Origin of the sequence: Termitidicoccus mucosus (assembly GCF_038725785.1) — a bacterium.
GTDB classification, from domain to species: Bacteria; Verrucomicrobiota; Verrucomicrobiia; order Opitutales; family Opitutaceae; genus Termitidicoccus; species Termitidicoccus mucosus.
Genome location: NZ_CP109796.1, coordinates 6,880,409 through 6,899,268, shown reverse-complemented (window position 1 = coordinate 6,899,268; position 18,860 = coordinate 6,880,409). Strand labels below are relative to the sequence as shown.

The 18,860-nt window shown below is 67.1% G+C and carries 1 protein-coding gene (cut by a window edge); it reads left to right on the top strand.

Annotated features, from left to right (window positions below; translation table 11 throughout):
- A protein-coding gene (locus OH491_RS24375; RefSeq protein ID WP_342750741.1) for an autotransporter-associated beta strand repeat-containing protein crosses the window boundary here: on the top strand, window positions 1-18,860 show its 3' end. The gene continues 31,978 nt to the left of window position 1, outside the view; the window shows 18,860 of its 50,838 coding nt (coding positions 31,979-50,838); its start codon lies beyond the left edge, outside the window; the stop codon is at window positions 18,858-18,860.

Below are 18,860 nucleotides of genomic sequence, written 5' to 3'. Positions count from 1 at the left end.
GCGGCAGCGTGAGCGCCGGCAGCACTGCTTACGTGGGCTACCGGGCGGACGCGACCGGCACGGTGAATGTCAGCGGCAGCGGCTGGCTGGGCACTGCCAGCGTCCTGAATGTCGGCGCTCGCGGCGCGGGTGTGTTGAATCTCACCGGCAGCGGCAGCGTCACGGTCGGTTCCTCGCTGCTCGTCGGCGGGGAATATTACACGTCCAACGCCGGCACGGGCGCGGTCACCGTCGGCGACTCGGCGTTGCTGGATGTGCTCGGCGAAATTAACATCGGCCAGCAGAATGCCGCCAGCGAGGGCGCGCTGACCGTGACGGGCGGCATCGTCCACGGCCACAGTTCCGTCGCCATCGGCTACTACAGCGGTCGCGGCGCGGCCACGGTCAGCGGCGGTTTGCTGCGGGCGGATAATTATCTCACGATTGGCTCTTACGACGGGACGGGGACGCTGGCCGTGACGGGCGGCACCGTTTCCACCGGCAACTACTTCAATGTCGAGCACGGCAGCGCCATTGTCAGCGGCTCCGGCTTCGTGACGAGCGGCAGCGCGCTCCGGGTTTCCAGCCTGACCAGCCCCGTGCTGGCCATTCGCGAAAGCGGCTCGGTTAGCGTCGCCGGCAGCGTTGACTTGGGCTATTTCGGCGCCGGCAGCATCGAGGTCAGTGGCAGCGGCCTGCTGGCGGGCGCGGGCAATTTTAATAACGGCGGCAGCGGCACCGGCGCGCTGACCGTCACCGGCAGCGGCCTGGTGACGGCGGGCGGCACCTATACGCAGGACGCGAACTCGACGCTGGTCATCGCCATCACCGACACCACGCGAGCGGCGGCTTACGTTATCGCGCAAACGGCGACCATCAGCGGCACGCTGAGCGTCACCGGCGCGGAGGCCAGCGGCACGGCGGCCACCGCCAGCGCGTTGTATTCTGACGCGACGCTGTTGATGAGCATGACCGGCGGCACCATCAGCGGTGACTTCGGCACCAGGGACCTGGCCGGCTTGACGAGCGCGCGCAACTACGTCATCGCCGACGCTTACAAGACCGACAGCGGCACCAATTACGTCATCGGTTACAAACTCGCGTGGTATGGTGACAACACGCACGCGACCGGCTCGTTCAACGTGGCCGGCGGCACCTTCACCGTGGACAACTTGCATGGCGTCGAGGATGAAGTCACCGTCAACGGCATTGGCTTGCAAAACCGCCCGTCGGCTCTCAACGGCTGGGATGGCCAATCGCTGGCCAAGACGGGCGAGGGGACGTTGATTCTCAGCGCGACGAATACTTACACCGGCACGACCATCGTCAACGGCGGCGCGCTGAACATCACTGGCTGGACGGGCAGCACGGCGCAAGTTGTTATCGGTGGCAGCGCGGGCACCAGCGGCACGGTCAACGTCAGCGGGTATCTCAACGCGACGGGTGGCAACAATTCCACCGGCATCATCGTTGGCAGCAACGGCACGGGCGTGTTGAACGTCACCGGCACCGTCAGCGGCAGCATCGACGGCGGCGGCAGTTGGTCGGTGGTCGCGGGTTACACGAACGGCAGCGGCGCCATCAATGTCAGTGACAGCGGCTATCTGTTCAGCGCCACGCAAATGATCGCCGGTTACTACGGCGCGGGCGCGGTCAACCTCACCGACAGCGGCAGCATCCGCGCCGGCTCCGACTTCTGGATTAGCTACGTCAGCAGCGGCAGCGGCGCGGTCAGCGTCGGCGGCAACGCGCTGCTGGATGTCGGCGGGCGGCTCGTGGTTGGCTATGCCGGCACCCAAAACGCGAAATTGAACATCACCGACAGCGGCACGGTTCATGCCGCCGGCAATGTCACCGTCGGCGGCTCGCACAGCATGTACGGCTACACCACCGGCACGGTGACGGTCAGCGGCAGCGGCGTGCTGGCGGCCGACGCCGGCTTTTACCTCGGCGGCGGTGACACGACCGTCAGCGGCGCGGACGGCAAGGGGACGCTGACCATCACCGGCAGCGGCCTGGTGACGGCGGGCGGCACCTATGCGCAAAACGCGAACTCGACGCTGACCGTCAGCGCCAGTTCGCGCGGCTTGAACGACGCCTTCGTCATCGCCAGCAGCGCGACGGTCAGCGGCACCATCATCGTCGAGGATTTTGCGACGGGCAGCAACTTCGCCGACGCGCAAAGCGTGCTGGATAGCAGCCACCAGTTGTTAATCAGCACGACCGGCGGCACCATCAGCGGCGTCTTTACCAGCGCGACCATCGTCAACGGCGGCAGCAACCTGCCGGATTATTTATATGGCGGCGTGTATAAGACCACCAGCGGCAGCGCGTATGTCGCGGGCGTGAATCTGTCATGGTTCGGCGACACCAACAACGGCGGCGGCAACTTCACCGTCAACGGCGGCACCTTCAACGTCAACGTCAGCCTCAGCGACACGATGGGCCTCGGCGGCGCGGCGAACTACGCCACCGGCTGGGATGGCCGTTCACTGACGGTGACGAGCACCAACACCGGCACCCTCATCCTCAGCGCGAGCAACACCTACAGCGGCACCACCACCGTCAACGGCGGCGTGCTCGCCATCACCGGCTGGACGGGCAGCAGCGCGGCGGGCTCGGTTGGCGGCAACAGCGGCACGGCCATCGTCAGCGGCAGCGGTTATTGGGGTGTGCGCGACGATCTTTATATCGGCAACAGCGGCACCGGTTCGTTGATTATCAGCGGCACCGTGAGCGACCAGTATGGGTATGTCGGCGGCTTCAACGCCGGTGACTCCGGCACGGTGACCGTCAACGCCGGCGGCCTCTGGAGCGGCACCGGTTTCTATGTTGGCAACGGCAACAACTCCAGCGGTCATGTCAACGTCGCGGTGGGCGGCACCGTGATCAGCTTGGACGGTGCCACTGAAATCGGCAACGGCGGTTACGGTGTGGCGGAGGTGTCCGGCGTGTGGCAGATTGGCCGCTACCTCTACGTCGGGGCCAGTGGCACGGGCGTGTTGAACATCACCGCCAGCGGCACTGTCATCGGCGGCGCGGGCAACAACATGGACTACATCGGCAGCGGTGATGATGATTTGGGCACGGTCAATGTCGCCGGTGTGTGGCGCAGCGCCAACGACCTCTACCTCGGCATCAGCGACGGCGGGCAGGGCAACCTGAACATCACCGGTGGCGGCGTGGTGAACTTTGACGACCGGATTTACGTCGGCTATAACGGCAGCGGCTCCATCAGCGTCAGCGGCAGCGGCTTGCTCGCCACCGGCAGCTATCTCTATCTCGGCGGTAATGAATCGTGGGGTCTCACCGGCACCGGCTGGTTGTCCATCAGCGGCAGCGGCCTCGTCACCATTGCTGACGAATACTTGCAGAGTTCGAGGAGCACGCTGACGCTCGACGCCAGCACGCGCGGCTTGAACGACGCCTTCATCACCGCGAGTTCGGCGACGGTCGGCGGCACGATCAGCGTGAGCGGCTTCGGCACCGGCGGCGATTTCGCCGACGCGCAGGCCGTCCTCAGCGGCAGCCGCCAAGTCCTCATCAGCGCGACGGGCGCGGGCGCGACCGGCACCATCAGCGGCGTCTTCGCCACGGCGACGCTGGCGGACTTCAACGGCGCGACCCTGCCCGATTATCTCTACGGCGGCATCTACAAAACCGCCGACGCCAAACAATACGTCGCCGGCATGAACCTCGCGTGGTTCGGCGACGCGGCCAGCGGCCACGGCAACTTCACCGTCGCCAGCGGCACGAGTTTCAACGTCAACGTCAGCCTCAGCGACACCAACAACTTCGTCAGCGGCGGCACCTACGCCGGCGGCTGGGATGGCAAGTCGCTGACGGTGACCGCCAGCAATAGCGGCACGCTCATCCTCAGCGCGTCGAACACCTACACCGGCGCCACCACCGTCAACGGCGGCGTGCTCGCCATCACCGGCTGGACGGGCAGCACCGCGGCGGGCCTCATCGGCGCGAGCGCCGGCAACAGCGGCACCGTCAATGTCGGCGGCGGCGGTTTCTGGGGCGTCGCGAACAATAACAACCTCGTCGTCGGCGGCAGCGGCTCCGGCGTGCTGGACATCGCCGCCACCGGCAGCGTCGCCGTCTCCGGGCAAGCCTTCCTTGGCGAGGATGCCGCCGGCACCGGTGCCGTCACCGTGCGCGGCAGGCTGGACATCGACGCAAACGACCTCATCACCGGCTACTACGGCACGGGCTTCCTGCTGCTCACCGGCACCGGCCGCATCACCAGCGGTGCGGCCTATTTCGGCCTCTATGAAAACGCCGCCGGCACCGGCACCGTCAGCGGTTCCGCATTCTGGGACACCGGCGGTTATGATTTCTATGTCGGCAACGAAGGCATGGGCGCGCTGACGCTGACCGACAGCGGCAGCATCAGCAGCAATTACGTTGGCGTGGGCAGCAACGTCAGCGGCACTGGCGCCGTCACCGTCAGCGGCAGCGCGTCTTGGAATACGAACACTTATGACTTCATTGTTGGCAATGAAGGGTTCGGCGCGCTGACGGTCACCCAAAACGGCGGTGTTACCGCGGGTGACTTCTTTATTGGCGCGGTGGCCGGCGGCACCGGCTCGGTGACGTTGAACGGCAGCGGCATCATCACCAACACCCAAGTGGTGGTCGGGCGGGACGCCGGCGCGTTCGGCAGCGTCACGGTCGGCGGCTCGGCGTTCTGGAATGTCACCAGCGGCAACTTCATTGTCAGCGACAGCGGCACCGGCGTGTTGGTGTTGAACGGCAGCGGCAGCATCCGCAGCCTCTATGTGATGCTTGCCGAGCAAGCCGACGGCAACGGCAGCGCGAGCGTCAGCGGCACCGCGCTTTGGCTGGCTGACTACGACTTTAACAACGGTTACAGCGGCACGGGCGCGCTGACGGTCAGCGAGAGCGGCAGCGTCACCGCCACCGGCGAATATTTCCAAAACGCCGTCTCCGCGCTGACGCTGACCCTGACCGATACGCTCGGCTATCGCGGCGCGTTCGTCACGGCGAGCACGGCGCAACTCGACGGCACGCTGACCGTCAACGCCAGCGGCACCGCGCTGTTCAACGGCAGCGGCTCCGCGTCCGCCTTGGCGAACGGGGCGCAAATCCTGATTCACACCTCGACCATCAGCGGCGACTTCGCCACCAAGACCGTCAGCGGCGGCGCGAGCCAGCGCGACTTCCTCACCTTCGGCGCGTTCATCACCGGCGGCACGGACTATGTGCTCGGCTCGCAACTCGCGTGGTTCAGCAACACCAACCAATCGCACGGCAACTTCACCCTGAACAGCGGCGAGAGCTTCAATGTTGACGTGGCCCTCAGCGACACCACGCCGCACGCCGCCGGCGCGAACGTCATCGCATGGGATGGCCGCTCGCTGACCGTGACGAGCACCAACAGCGGCACCCTCATCCTCAGCGCGAGCAACAGCTACACCGGCACGACCTTCGTTTATGGCGGCGAATTGCTGCTCACCGGTGTGATTGGCAACAACAGCACGCTGATTGACGGCGGCACGGCGACGGTCAGCGGCAGCGGCTACTGGAGCACCACCAACAGCGCGCTCATGGGCAACACCTTTGTCATCGGCGGCAGCGGCGCCGGCGTGCTGAACCTGACCGACAGCGGCAGCGTCAGCACCGACGTGACTTGGCTCGGCACCGGCACCGCCGGCAGCGGCACCCTCAACGTCAGCGGCTCGGCGTACTGGTATGCGGGCAGCGCGTTCAGGGTCGGCGACAGCGGCACCGGCGCGGTGACGCTGACGGAGAGCGGCAGCATTTACGTGTATGACGTGGTTGAAATCGGCTCCGGCTCCACCGCCACCGGCGCGGTCAGCATCAGCGGCTCGGCGTACTGGCAAAACACCAGCGACTTCTACGTCGGCATGGGCGGCAGCGGCACGCTGCTGTTGACCGACAGCGGCAGCATCCGCAGCAGCAGTGTTTATATCGGCAATTCTGACACCGGCGTCGGTAGCGTCTCCGTCAGCGGCTCCGCGTTCTGGGCCATTGGCAACGAATTATATGTGGGCAACAGCGGCACTGGCACGCTGCTGCTCACCGCCGGCGGCAGCATCAGCAGCGGCGATGTTTATTTTGGTTACACCGGCGTCGGCACCGGCACCATCAGCGGCGGTTTGCTGAACACGAATGCAAGCGTGGAAATCGGCAATTCCGGCACTGGCTACTTGACCGTGGCCGGTGGCACCGTGCGGACCGCCGGCTATTTCAATTTGGCCACCGGTGACGGTCACGCCGAAGGCACCATCAGCGGCGGGTTGGTCACTGTCGGCGGTGAGATTGGGATTGCCACCGGCGGCACCGGCACTGGTTACCTGACCGTGACCGGCGGCACGGTGACGGCGGCGGAAGCTTCCATTAGCCAAGCCGGCGGCTACGGCCACATGACGGTCAGCGGCAGCGGCTTGCTCGCGGTCGGCGGGTATTTCCACAACGGCAGCGCCGGCACCGCCGCGCTGACGGTCGGCAACAGCGGCAGCATCGTCGCCGGCGGCACGTATTTCCAAAACGACGTGTCCGTGCTGACGCTGAACCTCGACGGCACGCTCAACTCGCGCGGCGCGTTCATCACGGCGGCGGCGGCGGACTTGACCAGCGCCGGCACGATGACGGTGAACGCCAGCGGCACGGCGGCGTTCGTCAACGGCGGCAGCGCGTCGGCGCTGGCGAACAGCGCGCAAATCCTCATCCACACCAACACCATCAGCGGTGACTTCGCCACCGTCAGCGTCACCGGCGGCACGAGTCAGCGCGACTTCCTGAACTTCGGCGCGTTCATCACCGGCGGCACCGACTACGTCCTCGGCTCGCAACTGGCGTGGTTCAGCAACACGACGGCGAGCCATGGCAATTTCACCTTGAACAGCGGCGAGAGCTTCAATGTTGACGTGGCCCTCAGCGACACCACCGCCGACCTCGGCACTGCCAACGCCAGCGGAGCGACCTGGGATGGCAAGTCGCTGACGGTGACCGCCACCAACACCGGCACCCTCATCCTCAGCGCGAGCAACAGCTACACCGGCACGACCACGGTCAACGGCGGCGTGTTGGCTGTCACCGGCTGGACGGGCAGCACGGCGGAAGTTTACATCGGTAACGGCGTGACCGACAGCGGCACGGTCAGCGTCAGCGGTTATCTCGGCGCGGATGGTTTGATTTATGTTGGCCGCGAAGGCGCGGGTGTGCTGCTGGTGAACGGCGGCACCGTTCTCGCTCAAAACAGTGTCAGCTTTGGTTACAGCGACGGCGCGTATGGCAGCGGCAGCGTGGCCGGCGGCTATCTCGCCGGCGTCGGCATTTATGTCGGCGGCGGCAACAGCGGCACCGGCGTTTTGGTGATCAACGGCGGCACCGTCAGCGGCAGCAACCCCTACGGCAGCGGCGGTGTTTACATTGGCGACGGCGGCAGCGGCGGGGTCACCCTCGGTGGCAACGGTTTGCTGGACGGCAGCGATAATTCCTTTGCGGTCGGCTGGGGCGGCGGCACCGGCACGCTGAGCATGAGCAGCGGCACGGCGCGCGGCCACGAGGTGTATGTCGGTTACGCCGCGACGGGCACGGTTGGCATGAGCGGCGGTTTATTGCTGGCGACCGAAAACACCGACTGGGGAATGTATATCGGCAGCAGCAGCGGCACCGGCTGGCTCACCGTCAGCGGCGGCACGGCGCAATCCCTGGGCGTCATTTCCATCGGCGGCGCGGTCGGCTACGGCAGCGGCTACGGTGAGGTCGCGATCAGCGGCAGCGGTTTGATGACCGCGGCGGGCAATCTCAGTGTCGGCAACGAAAGCGGCACCGGCGCGCTCACCATCACCGGCAGCGGCTTGGTGACGGCGGGCGGCACTTACTCGCAAAACCAATACTCGACGCTGACCGTCAGCGCCAGCGCACGCGGGTTGAACGACGCCTTCGTCATCGCCAGCAGCGCAACCGTCAGCGGCACCATCATCGTTGAGGACTTTGCCACTGGCTCCAACTTTGCCGACGCGGCGGCGGTGTTGAGCAGCGGCCACCAACTCTTAATCAGCACGACCAGCGGCACCATCAGCGGCCTGTTCACCAGCGCGACCATCGTCAACGGCGGCGCCAACCTGCCCGATTACCTCTACGGCGGCGTCTACAAGACCACCAGCGGCAGCGCCTACGTCGCCGGTGTTGATCTGAGCTGGTTCGGCGACACGAACCACGGCAGCGGCACCTTCACCGTCGCCAGCGGCACGTCGTTCAACGTCAACGTCAGCCTCAGCGACACCATAGGTCTCGCCGGCGCGACGAACTACGTGAACGGTTGGGATGGCAAATCACTCTACAAAGCCGGCAGCGGCACGCTGATACTGAGCGCGTCGAACAGCTACACCGGCACGACCAGCGTCCTCGCCGGCTCGCTAAGCGTGACCGGTGCCATCACCGACAGCGACGTGGCGCTGATTGACGGCGGCACCGCCACCGTCAGCGGCTACTGGTCGGCGACTGGTTACGACCCAGCCACCAATTCCTACAGCTTCGTGATCGGCGACACCACCGCCGGTGCGCTGACCGTCACCGGCACGGTTCATGCCGGAAACAATCTGGGCATCGGCAACCAAGCCACCGGCAGCGGCACGGTCGCCGTCACCGGCGGCGGCTGGCTCAATTTGGCAGACAGCCTGTTTGTCGGGGACAGTGGCACGGGGGCGCTGTTGCTCACCAACAGCGGCAGCATCCGCGGCAATATGGTTAGTTTGGGCAACGCCGACACCGGCGTCGGCAGCGCCGCCGTCAGCGGCACGGCGTTGCTGGCTGGCGACGAATTCTACATCGGTGTCGCCGGCACCGGTGTGCTGACGCTGACGGACAGCGGCGGCATCCGCAGCAATGGCTCAGTGAACTTCGGTTATGACGCGACCGGCTTTGGCACCGGCACGGTCAGCGGCTCGGCGTTCTGGAATGCGAACAGCGGTGCCTTCACCATTGGCCAGGCCGGCACCGCTGCTCTGGCGCTGACCGCCAGCGGCAGCATCAGCAGCGGTGATGTTTATCTTGGCAATGACACGACCGGCTTTGGCAGTGTCACCATCAGCGGCGCAGCGCTCTGGAATTCCAGCGGTGACTTTTACGTCGGCTACATCGGCAACAGAGGCACCGGCAACCTCACCATCAGCGGCAGCGGCCTCGTCACCGTCGGCGGCACGTATTCGCAAAACGCGAACAGCACGCTGACCGTCAGCGCGTCGTCACGCGGCGTGAACGACGCCTTCGTCATCGCGTCGTCGGCGACGGTCAGCGGCACCATCATCGTTGAAAACTTTGCCACCGGCTCCAACTTCGCCGACGCCGCGAGCGTGCTGGGCAGCGGCCATCAGCTTTTGATCAGCACGACCAGCGGCACCATCGGCGGCTTGTTCACCACGGCGACCATCGTCAACGGCGGCGCGAACCTGCCCGATTATTTGTATGGCGGCGTTTACAAGACCACCAGCGGCAGCGCGTATGTCGCGGGCGTTGACCTGAGCTGGTTCGGCGACACCAACCACGGCAGCGGCACCTTCACCGTCACCAGCGGCACGTTCAACGCCAACGTCAGCCTCAGCGACACCATGGGCCTCGCCGGTTCCTCCACCTACGTCAACGGTTGGGATGGCAAATCACTCTACAAAGCCGGCAGCGGCACGCTGTTGCTCACCGCGTCGAACAATTACACCGGCACGACGACCGTCAGCGACGGCTTGCTGCTGGTCACCGGCACCGGCAGCATCAACAGCGAGGAGAACGTCATCGTAAACGGCGGCGCGTTGCAAGTCACCGGCAGCGGTTACGTGAACAGCGATGTGGGCGGCAATGGCAGCGAATTCATCATCGGCGGCACCGCCAGCGGCACGCTGTCGCTCACCGACAGCGGCAGTATCGGCAGCAGCGCGGTTTATTTTGGCAAAGAAGTCGGCGCGACCGGCGCCGGCACCGTCAGCGGCGCGGCGGTTTGGGATGCCACCCGTTCCTTCGCTGGCTTCTATGTCGGCGGTGCGGGCACGGGTGCGCTGATCCTCACCGGCAGTGCTGCGATTAGCAGCTATTGGGTGGAGATCGGCGACGACACGACCGGCGTTGGCACTGGCACCATCGGCGGCTCGGCGTTTTGGAATACCAACGACAATGAATTCTACGTCGGCGACAGCGGCACCGGCACGCTGACGCTGACCGAGAGCGGCAGCATCAGCAGCGATGCTGTTTACTTTGGCTACAGCGACAGCAGTGTCGGCAGCGGCACGATCAGCGGATCGGCGTCCTGGACGAGCGGTGACTTTTTAGTTGGCAATTTCGGCACCGGCACGCTGGTGCTCACTGACAACGGCAGCATCAACAGCAGTTATATTATTATCGGTTCCGGCTTCTCCGGCGTCGGCGCGGTGACGGTCAGTGGCTCGGCTTTCTGGAATGACAGCAGTTCTTTTGAAATCGGTGTGTCCGGCACCGGTGCCTTGGTGCTGACCCAGAGCGGCAGCATCAACAGCCAGACGGTTTATCTGGGTGACGGTTCTCCTTCCGGCTACGGCGTGGCGACGGTCAGCGGCACGGCGTTGTGGCGGGCGAATGGTGATTTCTTCAACGGCAACCAAGGCGCGTTGACGGTTGCCGACACCGGTTCGCTGGCCGTCATCGGCACGTATTTCCAAAACGCGCCCAGCACGCTGACGCTGACCTTGACCGACACCCTCGGCTATCGCGGCGCGTTCATCACCGCCAGCACGGCGCAACTCAGCGGCACGATGACGGTGAACGCCGGCGGCACGGCGGCGTTCGTCAACGGCGGCAGCGCATCGGCGCTCGCGAGCAACGCGCAAACTTTAATCCACACCACCAACGGCATCACCGGCGACTTCGCCACCGTCAGCGTCAGCGGCGGCACGAGCGCGAAGGACTTCCTGAACTTCGGCGCGTTCATCACCGGCGGGACGGATTACGTGCTCGGCTCGCAGTTGGCGTGGTTCAGCGGCACGACGGCGAGCCACGGCAACTTCACCTTGAACAGCGGCGAGAGCTTCAACGTGGACGTGGCCCTCAGCAACACCACCGCCGACCTCGGCACCGCCAACGCCAGCGGCAGCGCGTGGGACGGCGCGTCGCTCACTCTCACCGCCGCGAACAGCGGCACCCTCATCCTCAGCGGCAGCAATAATTTCACCGGCACGACCACCGTCAACGGCGGCGTGCTCGCCGTCACCGGCTGGACGGGCAGCAACGCAGCGGGCGTCATTGATGGCGGCACCGTCAGCGTCAGCGGCTTCTGGGGCATCGGCGCGGACGGCTTGACGGTCGGCGACGCCGGCACGGGCGTGTTGAACATCAGCGGCGTGGTCGAAACCACCGATTACAGTTACATCGGCAACCAAACCGGCGCGAGCGGCACCGTCAGCATCAGCGGCACGGGCTTCCTGAACACGACCAACAACGACGAAATTTTCATCGGCCACAATGGCGGCGCGGGCGTGGTCGCGCTGCTTGGCAGCGGCAGCGCCGTCAGCGGTGTGGTGCATCTCGGTTACTTGAACGGCGCGAGCGGCACCATCAGCGTCAGCGGCTCGGCGTGGTATAATAACAACTCCAGCGATTTCCGCGTGGGTGAGAAAGACGGCACGGGTGTGGTCACGCTCACGCAAAGCGGCAGCATTCTCAGCGGCCAGGTTTCCATCGGCGACCAGGCGGACGCGAGCGGCACGATCAGCATCAGCGGCTCGGCGGTGTGGGACAGCGATAACAACGACTTCCGCGTCGGCGAACACGGCGCGGGCGCGTTGACGCTCACCGGCAGCGGCCTGATCAGCAGCGGTTACGCCGCGCTCGGCGCGAGCGAGGACACCGCCAGCGGCACGGTGTTCGTCGGCGACACGGCGTTCTGGAACACGAACGGCAGCGACTTCACCATCGGCGACACCGGCAGCGGCGCGTTGACGCTCACCAACAGCGGCAGCATCGCCAGCGGCTATGTGTTCCTTGGCTACGGCAGCGCCGGCGTCGGCAGCGTCACCGTCAGCGGCACGGCGCTGTTTCAGGCGGCGGGCGACTTCACCCTCGGCGTCGGCGGCACCGGCTGGCTCTCCATCGCGGACAGCGGCAGCGTCAGCGTGGGCGGCACGTATTTCCAGAACGGCGTCTCCGGGTTGGGCATCTCCATCGGCGGCACGCGCGGCGCGTTCGTCACCGCCGCCGCCGCCGTGCTCGACAACACCACCCTCAACGTCCTCGGCTACACCGGCACCGTCGGCGGCCTGAAAGCCAGCCAGCTCGACGGCGCGAACCAGCTCGTCATCCACACCACGGGCACCATCGCGGGCGACTTCGCCACGGTCAGCCTCGGCGGCGCCGCCAGCACCCTCGACTACCTGACGATCAGCGGGGAAAAGGTGAACAACGGCGCGGACTACGAGATCGGCTACAACCTCACGTGGCTCACCGGCACCCGGACCAGCCACGGCAACTTCACCCTCGCGGCGGGGGAGAATTTCGAGGTGGACGTTTCCCTCTCCACCGCCGCCGCGCACGCCTCCGGCTCCTTCGCCCCCGCGTGGGACGGCAAATCGCTCACCCTCACCGGCTCGAACCGGGGCCTGCTCACCCTCAGCGCGAGCAACAGCTACACCGGCACGACCGCCGTCCACGGCGGCATCTTGAACGTCACCGGCACCGGCAGCATTAACAGCGAGAGCGAGGTCATCGTGAACGGCGGCACACTGCAAATCACCGGCAGCGGTTACATTAACAACGATCGCAATGATTTCATCGTCGGCGACACCACTACCGGCGCGCTGTCGCTCACCGACAGCGGCAGCATCAGCAGCGGTTATGTTTATTTTGGCAACGGCACGACCGGCGTCGGTATTGGCACCGTCAGCGGCTCGGCGTTCTGGAGCACCAACGATGACGACTTCATTATCGGCAATTCCGGCACCGGCGTGTTCACCGCCACCGGCGGCGCGGTCATCAACAGCGGCAATCTTTATTTGGGCGAAAACATCGGCGGTGCCGGCACCGGCACCGTGGGTGGCGGCGTCACTTGGAATATCGGCAACCAAACGGTTATCGTCGGCGATTACGGCACCGGTTATCTCACCCTTGCCGACAGCGCCACCCTGAGCAGCGGGATGGTTTATGTTGGTGCGCGCGGTTACGGCGAGGTCACGGTCAGCGGCACGGCGGTCTGGATTTCCGCCCCCGACCAGGAATTTTGGGTGGCGGACTCCGGCACCGGCCACCTCACGCTCACCGACAGCGCCACCATCAGCAGCGGCAAAGTGGCCTTTGGCTATGACGGCCCCGGCCTCGGCACCGGCACTGTTTCCGGCCGTGCGGCATGGAACGCCGGCGACTTTTATGTCGGCGAATACGGCACTGGCGCGCTGACGCTGACCGAGAGCGGCAGCATCAGCAGCGGCGCGGTCTATTTGGGCTATACCGACACCACCGGCTTCGGCAGAGCCACCGTCAGCGGCACGGCGTTGTGGAGCGCGAACGGTAACTTCACCGTCGGCGGCAGCGGCACGGGCGCGCTGACGGTCAGCGAGAGCGGCCGCATCGTCGCCACCGGCACGTATTTCCAAAACGCCGCCTCCGCGCTGGCGTTGACGCTCGACGGCACGCTCGGCTCGCGCGGCGCGTTCGTCACGGCGACGGCGGCGGACTTGACCAACGCCGGCACGCTGACGGTGAACGCCAGCGGCACGGCGCAGTTCGTCAACGGCGGCAGCGCGTCGGCGCTCGCCAGCGCCGCGCAAATCCTCATCCACACCAACACCATCAGCGGCGACTTCGCCACCGTCAGCGTCACCGGCGGCACCAGCGCGAGGGACTTCCTCAACTTCGGCGCGTTCATCACCGGCGGAACGGATTACGTGCTCGGCTCGCAACTCGCCTGGTTCAGCGGCACGACGGCGAGCCACGGCAACTTCACCCTCGGCGCGAACGAGAGCTTCAACGTTGACGTCACCCTCGGCGACACCACGCCGCACGCCGCCGGCGCGAACGTCATCGCGTGGGACGGCGCCTCGCTGACCGTGACCGCCGGCAACAGCGGCCTCCTCGTCCTCAGCGCGAGCAACAGCTACACCGGCAGCACCAGCGTGCAGGGCGGCGAGCTCCGCGTCACCCACACCGCCGCGCTCGGCGCGGGCCTCGTGGATGTCGCCGGCGGCGCGGTTCTCACGGCGACGTTCAACAACGTGGCCGCCCACACCTTCACCAACACGCTCAACGGCGCGGGCCTGCTCGCTGTTGACCTGACCGCGACCAGCAACACCTTCGCCTTCGGCCCGTCAGTCTTCCAGTCCGGCCTCTTTACCGGCACCGCGAAGCTCTCCAACCTCGCCTACACGCTCGCAAACGGCGACCTCGCCGCCGCCACGCTTGTCACCTCCACCGGCAACCACACGACGGTCGCCACCGGCACGCACACCCTCGCGGGCCTCGTCATCGACGGTGGTCGCGTGGACTTCGATGCCAACATCCCCGCCGACATCGTTTCGCCCGACTTCATCGCCGCGACCGGCACGATCCGCCTCGTCAGCGGCACGGTCGGCGTGCGCATCCCCACCGGCACGACGACCCACACCGTCCCGCAAACCCCGCTCCTCCAGCAGGACGAAGGCGCGCTCACCCGGCTCGCCAGCTCCGCGACCACCATCGGCGCGCCCAACAACATCGCGCTCGTTGACCTGAACACCGGCGCGCTCGTCACCGCCACGCAAACCGCCGCCATCGTCCAGGCCGGCACGCAAGTGGCCACCGGCACCTACGGCTACGGCCTGTCCGCCAGCGACAGCGCCGGCAACCACGGCCTCTACGCCAGCTACGGCCTCGTGGCCGTGGACATCCTCGCGGGCCGCACCCTCCTGCTCGCCAGCGACACCACCGCGCCCTACGCCGGCGACGAATTCCATGCCGTCATCAGCGGCTCCGGCCACCTTGAGCTCGACGCCACGCAAAGCATCACGCTCAACGCCTCCAACCGCTACACCGGCACGACGACGATCACCGGCGGCACGATCATCGCCGGCGCCGACGACGCCCTCGGCCGCACAAGCCACCTGACCGTCACCTCCACCGCCGCCTACGACCTCGCGGGCAACACCCAGACCATCGGCGGCGGCGCCATCGCCGGTGGTCTCCAGGGCCTGAGCACCGGCAGCCTTGGCCTCGGCGGCGCGGTTGACATCACCAGCGCCAACGCGACCTTCGCCGCCAATGTCGGCGTCACCGGCACGACCGTGCTTCACCACACGCAGGCCATCGGCGCCACCGGCATCGCCACCGTCGCCGCCGGCGCCGAACTCGCCCTCGCCAACGCCACCGGCACGCTCTCCAAGACCATCGCCGGCGACGGCGCCGTCGCCCTCGTCGCCACCTCCAGCGTCGCCCTCACCGCCACGAACAACGCCTTCAGCGGCACGTGGAACATCGCGCAAAACACCGCGCTCGGCGCCAGCGGCACCGCGAACCTCGGCGCCGCGGACATCCGCCTCGACGGCCTGCTCACGATGGCGAACACCGCCGCCGAAATCCTCGCCAATACCCTCGCCGGCACCGGTGCTTTCGTCAAAACCGCCGCCGGCAACCTGGCCATCAGCCAGTCCAACGCCTTCACCGGCAGCGCCGCCATCGTTTCCGGCACCGTCACACTCGGCGATCTCGACGGCCTCGGCTCCGCCGGCATCCAGAACGACGACGCCCTCGACCTCGCCGTCGGCGGCGCCTTCGGCAACAACACCACCGGCAGCGGCACCACCCGCGTCACCGGCGGCACCGTCGCCCTCACCGGCACCAATTCCGGCATCGCGTGGGACATCACCGGCGCCGCCAGCGTCACCGGCACGCACAACCTCGGCGCCGGCGCCACGCGCATCGACGGCTCGCTCGACATCGCCGCCACCGGCCCGTGGAACTACGCCGGCGCCCTCAGCGGCACCGGCTCGCTCTCCGTTGGCCTCGCGGGCAACGCGCTCGACTTCGCCGCCTCCGCCGGCACCGCCTTCGCCGGCGGCCTCGTCCTCGGCCATGCCACCCTCGACCTCTCCGGCGACAACACCGCCACCCTCGCCGGCGCCACCCTCATCCTCGGCGACGACAGCCACGCCACCGTCGGCGCCGGCACCCAGCACATCGGCAACCTCGACCTCGGCAGCGGCACGATGACGTTCTCCCTCGGCGCCAGCGGCACGCAGGCCGCCGGCATCGTCAGCACCGGCGTCCTCGACGTCGGCGACACCGTCATCCGCATCGACACGGGCAGCTTCACCGGCAACAGCGGCCTCCTCATCCTCCAGCAGGACGAGGGCCTGAACCTCCAGCTCATTGCCAGCGACACCCTCGCCGCCGGCAGCAAGACCCTCGTCACCGGCAGTTACCTCGTTGACCAAAACGGCGCGGAAATCAGCAACGCCACGCAAAGCAACATCACGCAATCCGGCACCGTCACCGCCAGCGGCACCTACGACTTCGGCGCCGCCGCCGGCAACACCGGCCTGAGCCTCACCTACACGCTCACCGCGCTCGACCTGCTCGCGGGCCGCACGACCGTGCTCGACCACGAAACCGCGTTCCTCGGCGCCATCGCCAGCGGCACCGCCCCCGGCGGCCACGAGTTGCACGCCAAGGTCACCGGCTCCGGCAACCTGCAAATCACCGCCACCGGCGCCATCTGGCTCAACAACGGCGGCAACGCCTACACCGGCACCACCTTCGTGACCGGCGGCACCCTCGTCGCCGGCGCCACCGGCGCGCTCGGCAACACCGGCTACCTCGACATCGCCGCCGGCGCCGCCCTCAACCTCAACCACACCGCGCAGACCATCGCGAACGGCGGACATGTTGCCGGCACGGACGGCTTGCAAGGCACCGGCACGCTGACCCTCGCCGGCGGCCTCTTCGACGTGCTCGCCTCCAACACCGGCTTTGCCGCCTTCGTCAACACCACCGGCACCGCGCGCCTCGCGCATGTGCAAAGCCTCGGCGACACCGGCACCGTCGCGCTCAACTCCGCCGCCGCCACGCTCATCCTCGACACCGCCGCCGGCGGCACCTTCGCCACCTCGTTCACCGGCAGCCAGGGCGCGTTCATCAAGGACGGCGCCGCCACCGTCACCATCGCCCGCGCCAACACCTACTCCGGCGCCGCGCAAATCCGCACCGGCACCCTCGCCGCGACCAATATCGCCGCGCTCGGCACCGCCAGCGTCGCCATCTCCGCCGGCGCCGCCTTCGAGTATCGCGGCATCGCCTCCAGCGTCTCGCAAAACACCTTCAGCGGCTCCGGCGCGCTCACCGTCATCAGCAGCACGCTCACGCTCGCCCGCGACAACACCATGGCGTTTGCCAACATTGACAACGCCGTCGTCACCATGAGCTCCAGCCACGCCCTCGGCACCGCCGCGACCGTGGTCACGCTCAACAACGCCGCCTCCGCCATCCGCATCGACACCCCCGCCGCGCAACTCGGCACGCTGCACCTGAACGGCGGCCTCCTCGCCTTCGCCGCGCCCGCCAACTTTGCCGCCGGCGCCGCGCCCGCCGCCGCCTACCACCGCGCTCGCATCGGGACCCTCGGCGCCAGCGCCGGCGTCTTCGAGTTCAACGTGGACTTCACCGGCGCCGCCGGCCTCATGACCCCGGCCACCGGCATGAAAGCCAACAGCCTCGCCATCGACGGCGACGCCGCCGGCACGCACCAGGTCCATGTCAACCACACCGGCCAGCCCGGCGGGCAAAGCGCCTCCTTCGAGCTCATCACCACCGGCTCCGGCCTGGCGGAGTTTGTCCTCGACACCAACAACGGAAAAATCGACTTCGGCCTGACCGCCTACGAACTGAATCGCGGCGACGGCTCGTCGCTCATGCCCGGCGCGAACAACTGGTATCTGGCCGACACCGGCCTGTCCAACGCCGCCGACGTCATCCTCGACACCGCCTCCACCATCCCGCTGGACTGGAACATCGCCCTCGACGCCCTCCACCTGCGCATGGGCGAGGTCCGCGCCGAAAACCTGAAAAATACGTCCGCCCAGTCCGATCAGTCTGCCCACGGCGCCGGCAACCTCTGGGTGCGCAGCCGCGCCTACCGCATGAACGCGACCAACAGCGTCACCGGCCGCGGTTTTGACCAATACGGCTGGGGCCTCACCGCCGGCATGGACAAACGCTTCCGCACCGAAAGCGCCGCGAACCTCCTCGGCGCCTTCATCGACGCCGGCTCGATTCACCGCGACTTCGACCTGCGCGGCAGCAACACGAGCAGCAGCGTGATGCTCGGCGCCTACCTCACGCGCCTGCACGACAACGGCTGGTTTGCCGACGCCGTCGTGCGCGCCGGCCGTTACATCAACCGCATCGACGCGCGCACGCCGGAGCTGCGCACGGTGCAGGGCCGCTACACCAGCCAGGCCCTCGGCGGCAGCGTCGAGGCGGGCCGGCGCTTGCAGCGGGCCGACGGCTGGTGGGTGGAGCCCGCGTTGCAGGCCTCCATCCTCTGGCTCTCCGGCGAGAGCTTCGACACCTCGCCGGACAACCTCCGCCTCCACGTCACGCAGGACTCGATCCGCTCCGCCCAATACCGCGCGCTGGTGCGCTTCGGGCGCCAACTCGGCGACAGCCGCTGGCACCCCTACGGCAAGCTGGGCGCGGCCGCGGTCGATTCGGACGGCGGCACGCTGCACGCCCACGACAAGCACCTCTCCCCGACCTACGACGGGAAGCGGGTGGAGTTCGGCCTGGGCGCGAGCTACCTCATCAATGACCTCAGCCAGATGTATCTGGATTATGAATACGCCCGCGCCCGCTATTACGAGCGCCCCTGGTCCATCAACCTCGGCTACCGCAGGCTCTGGTGA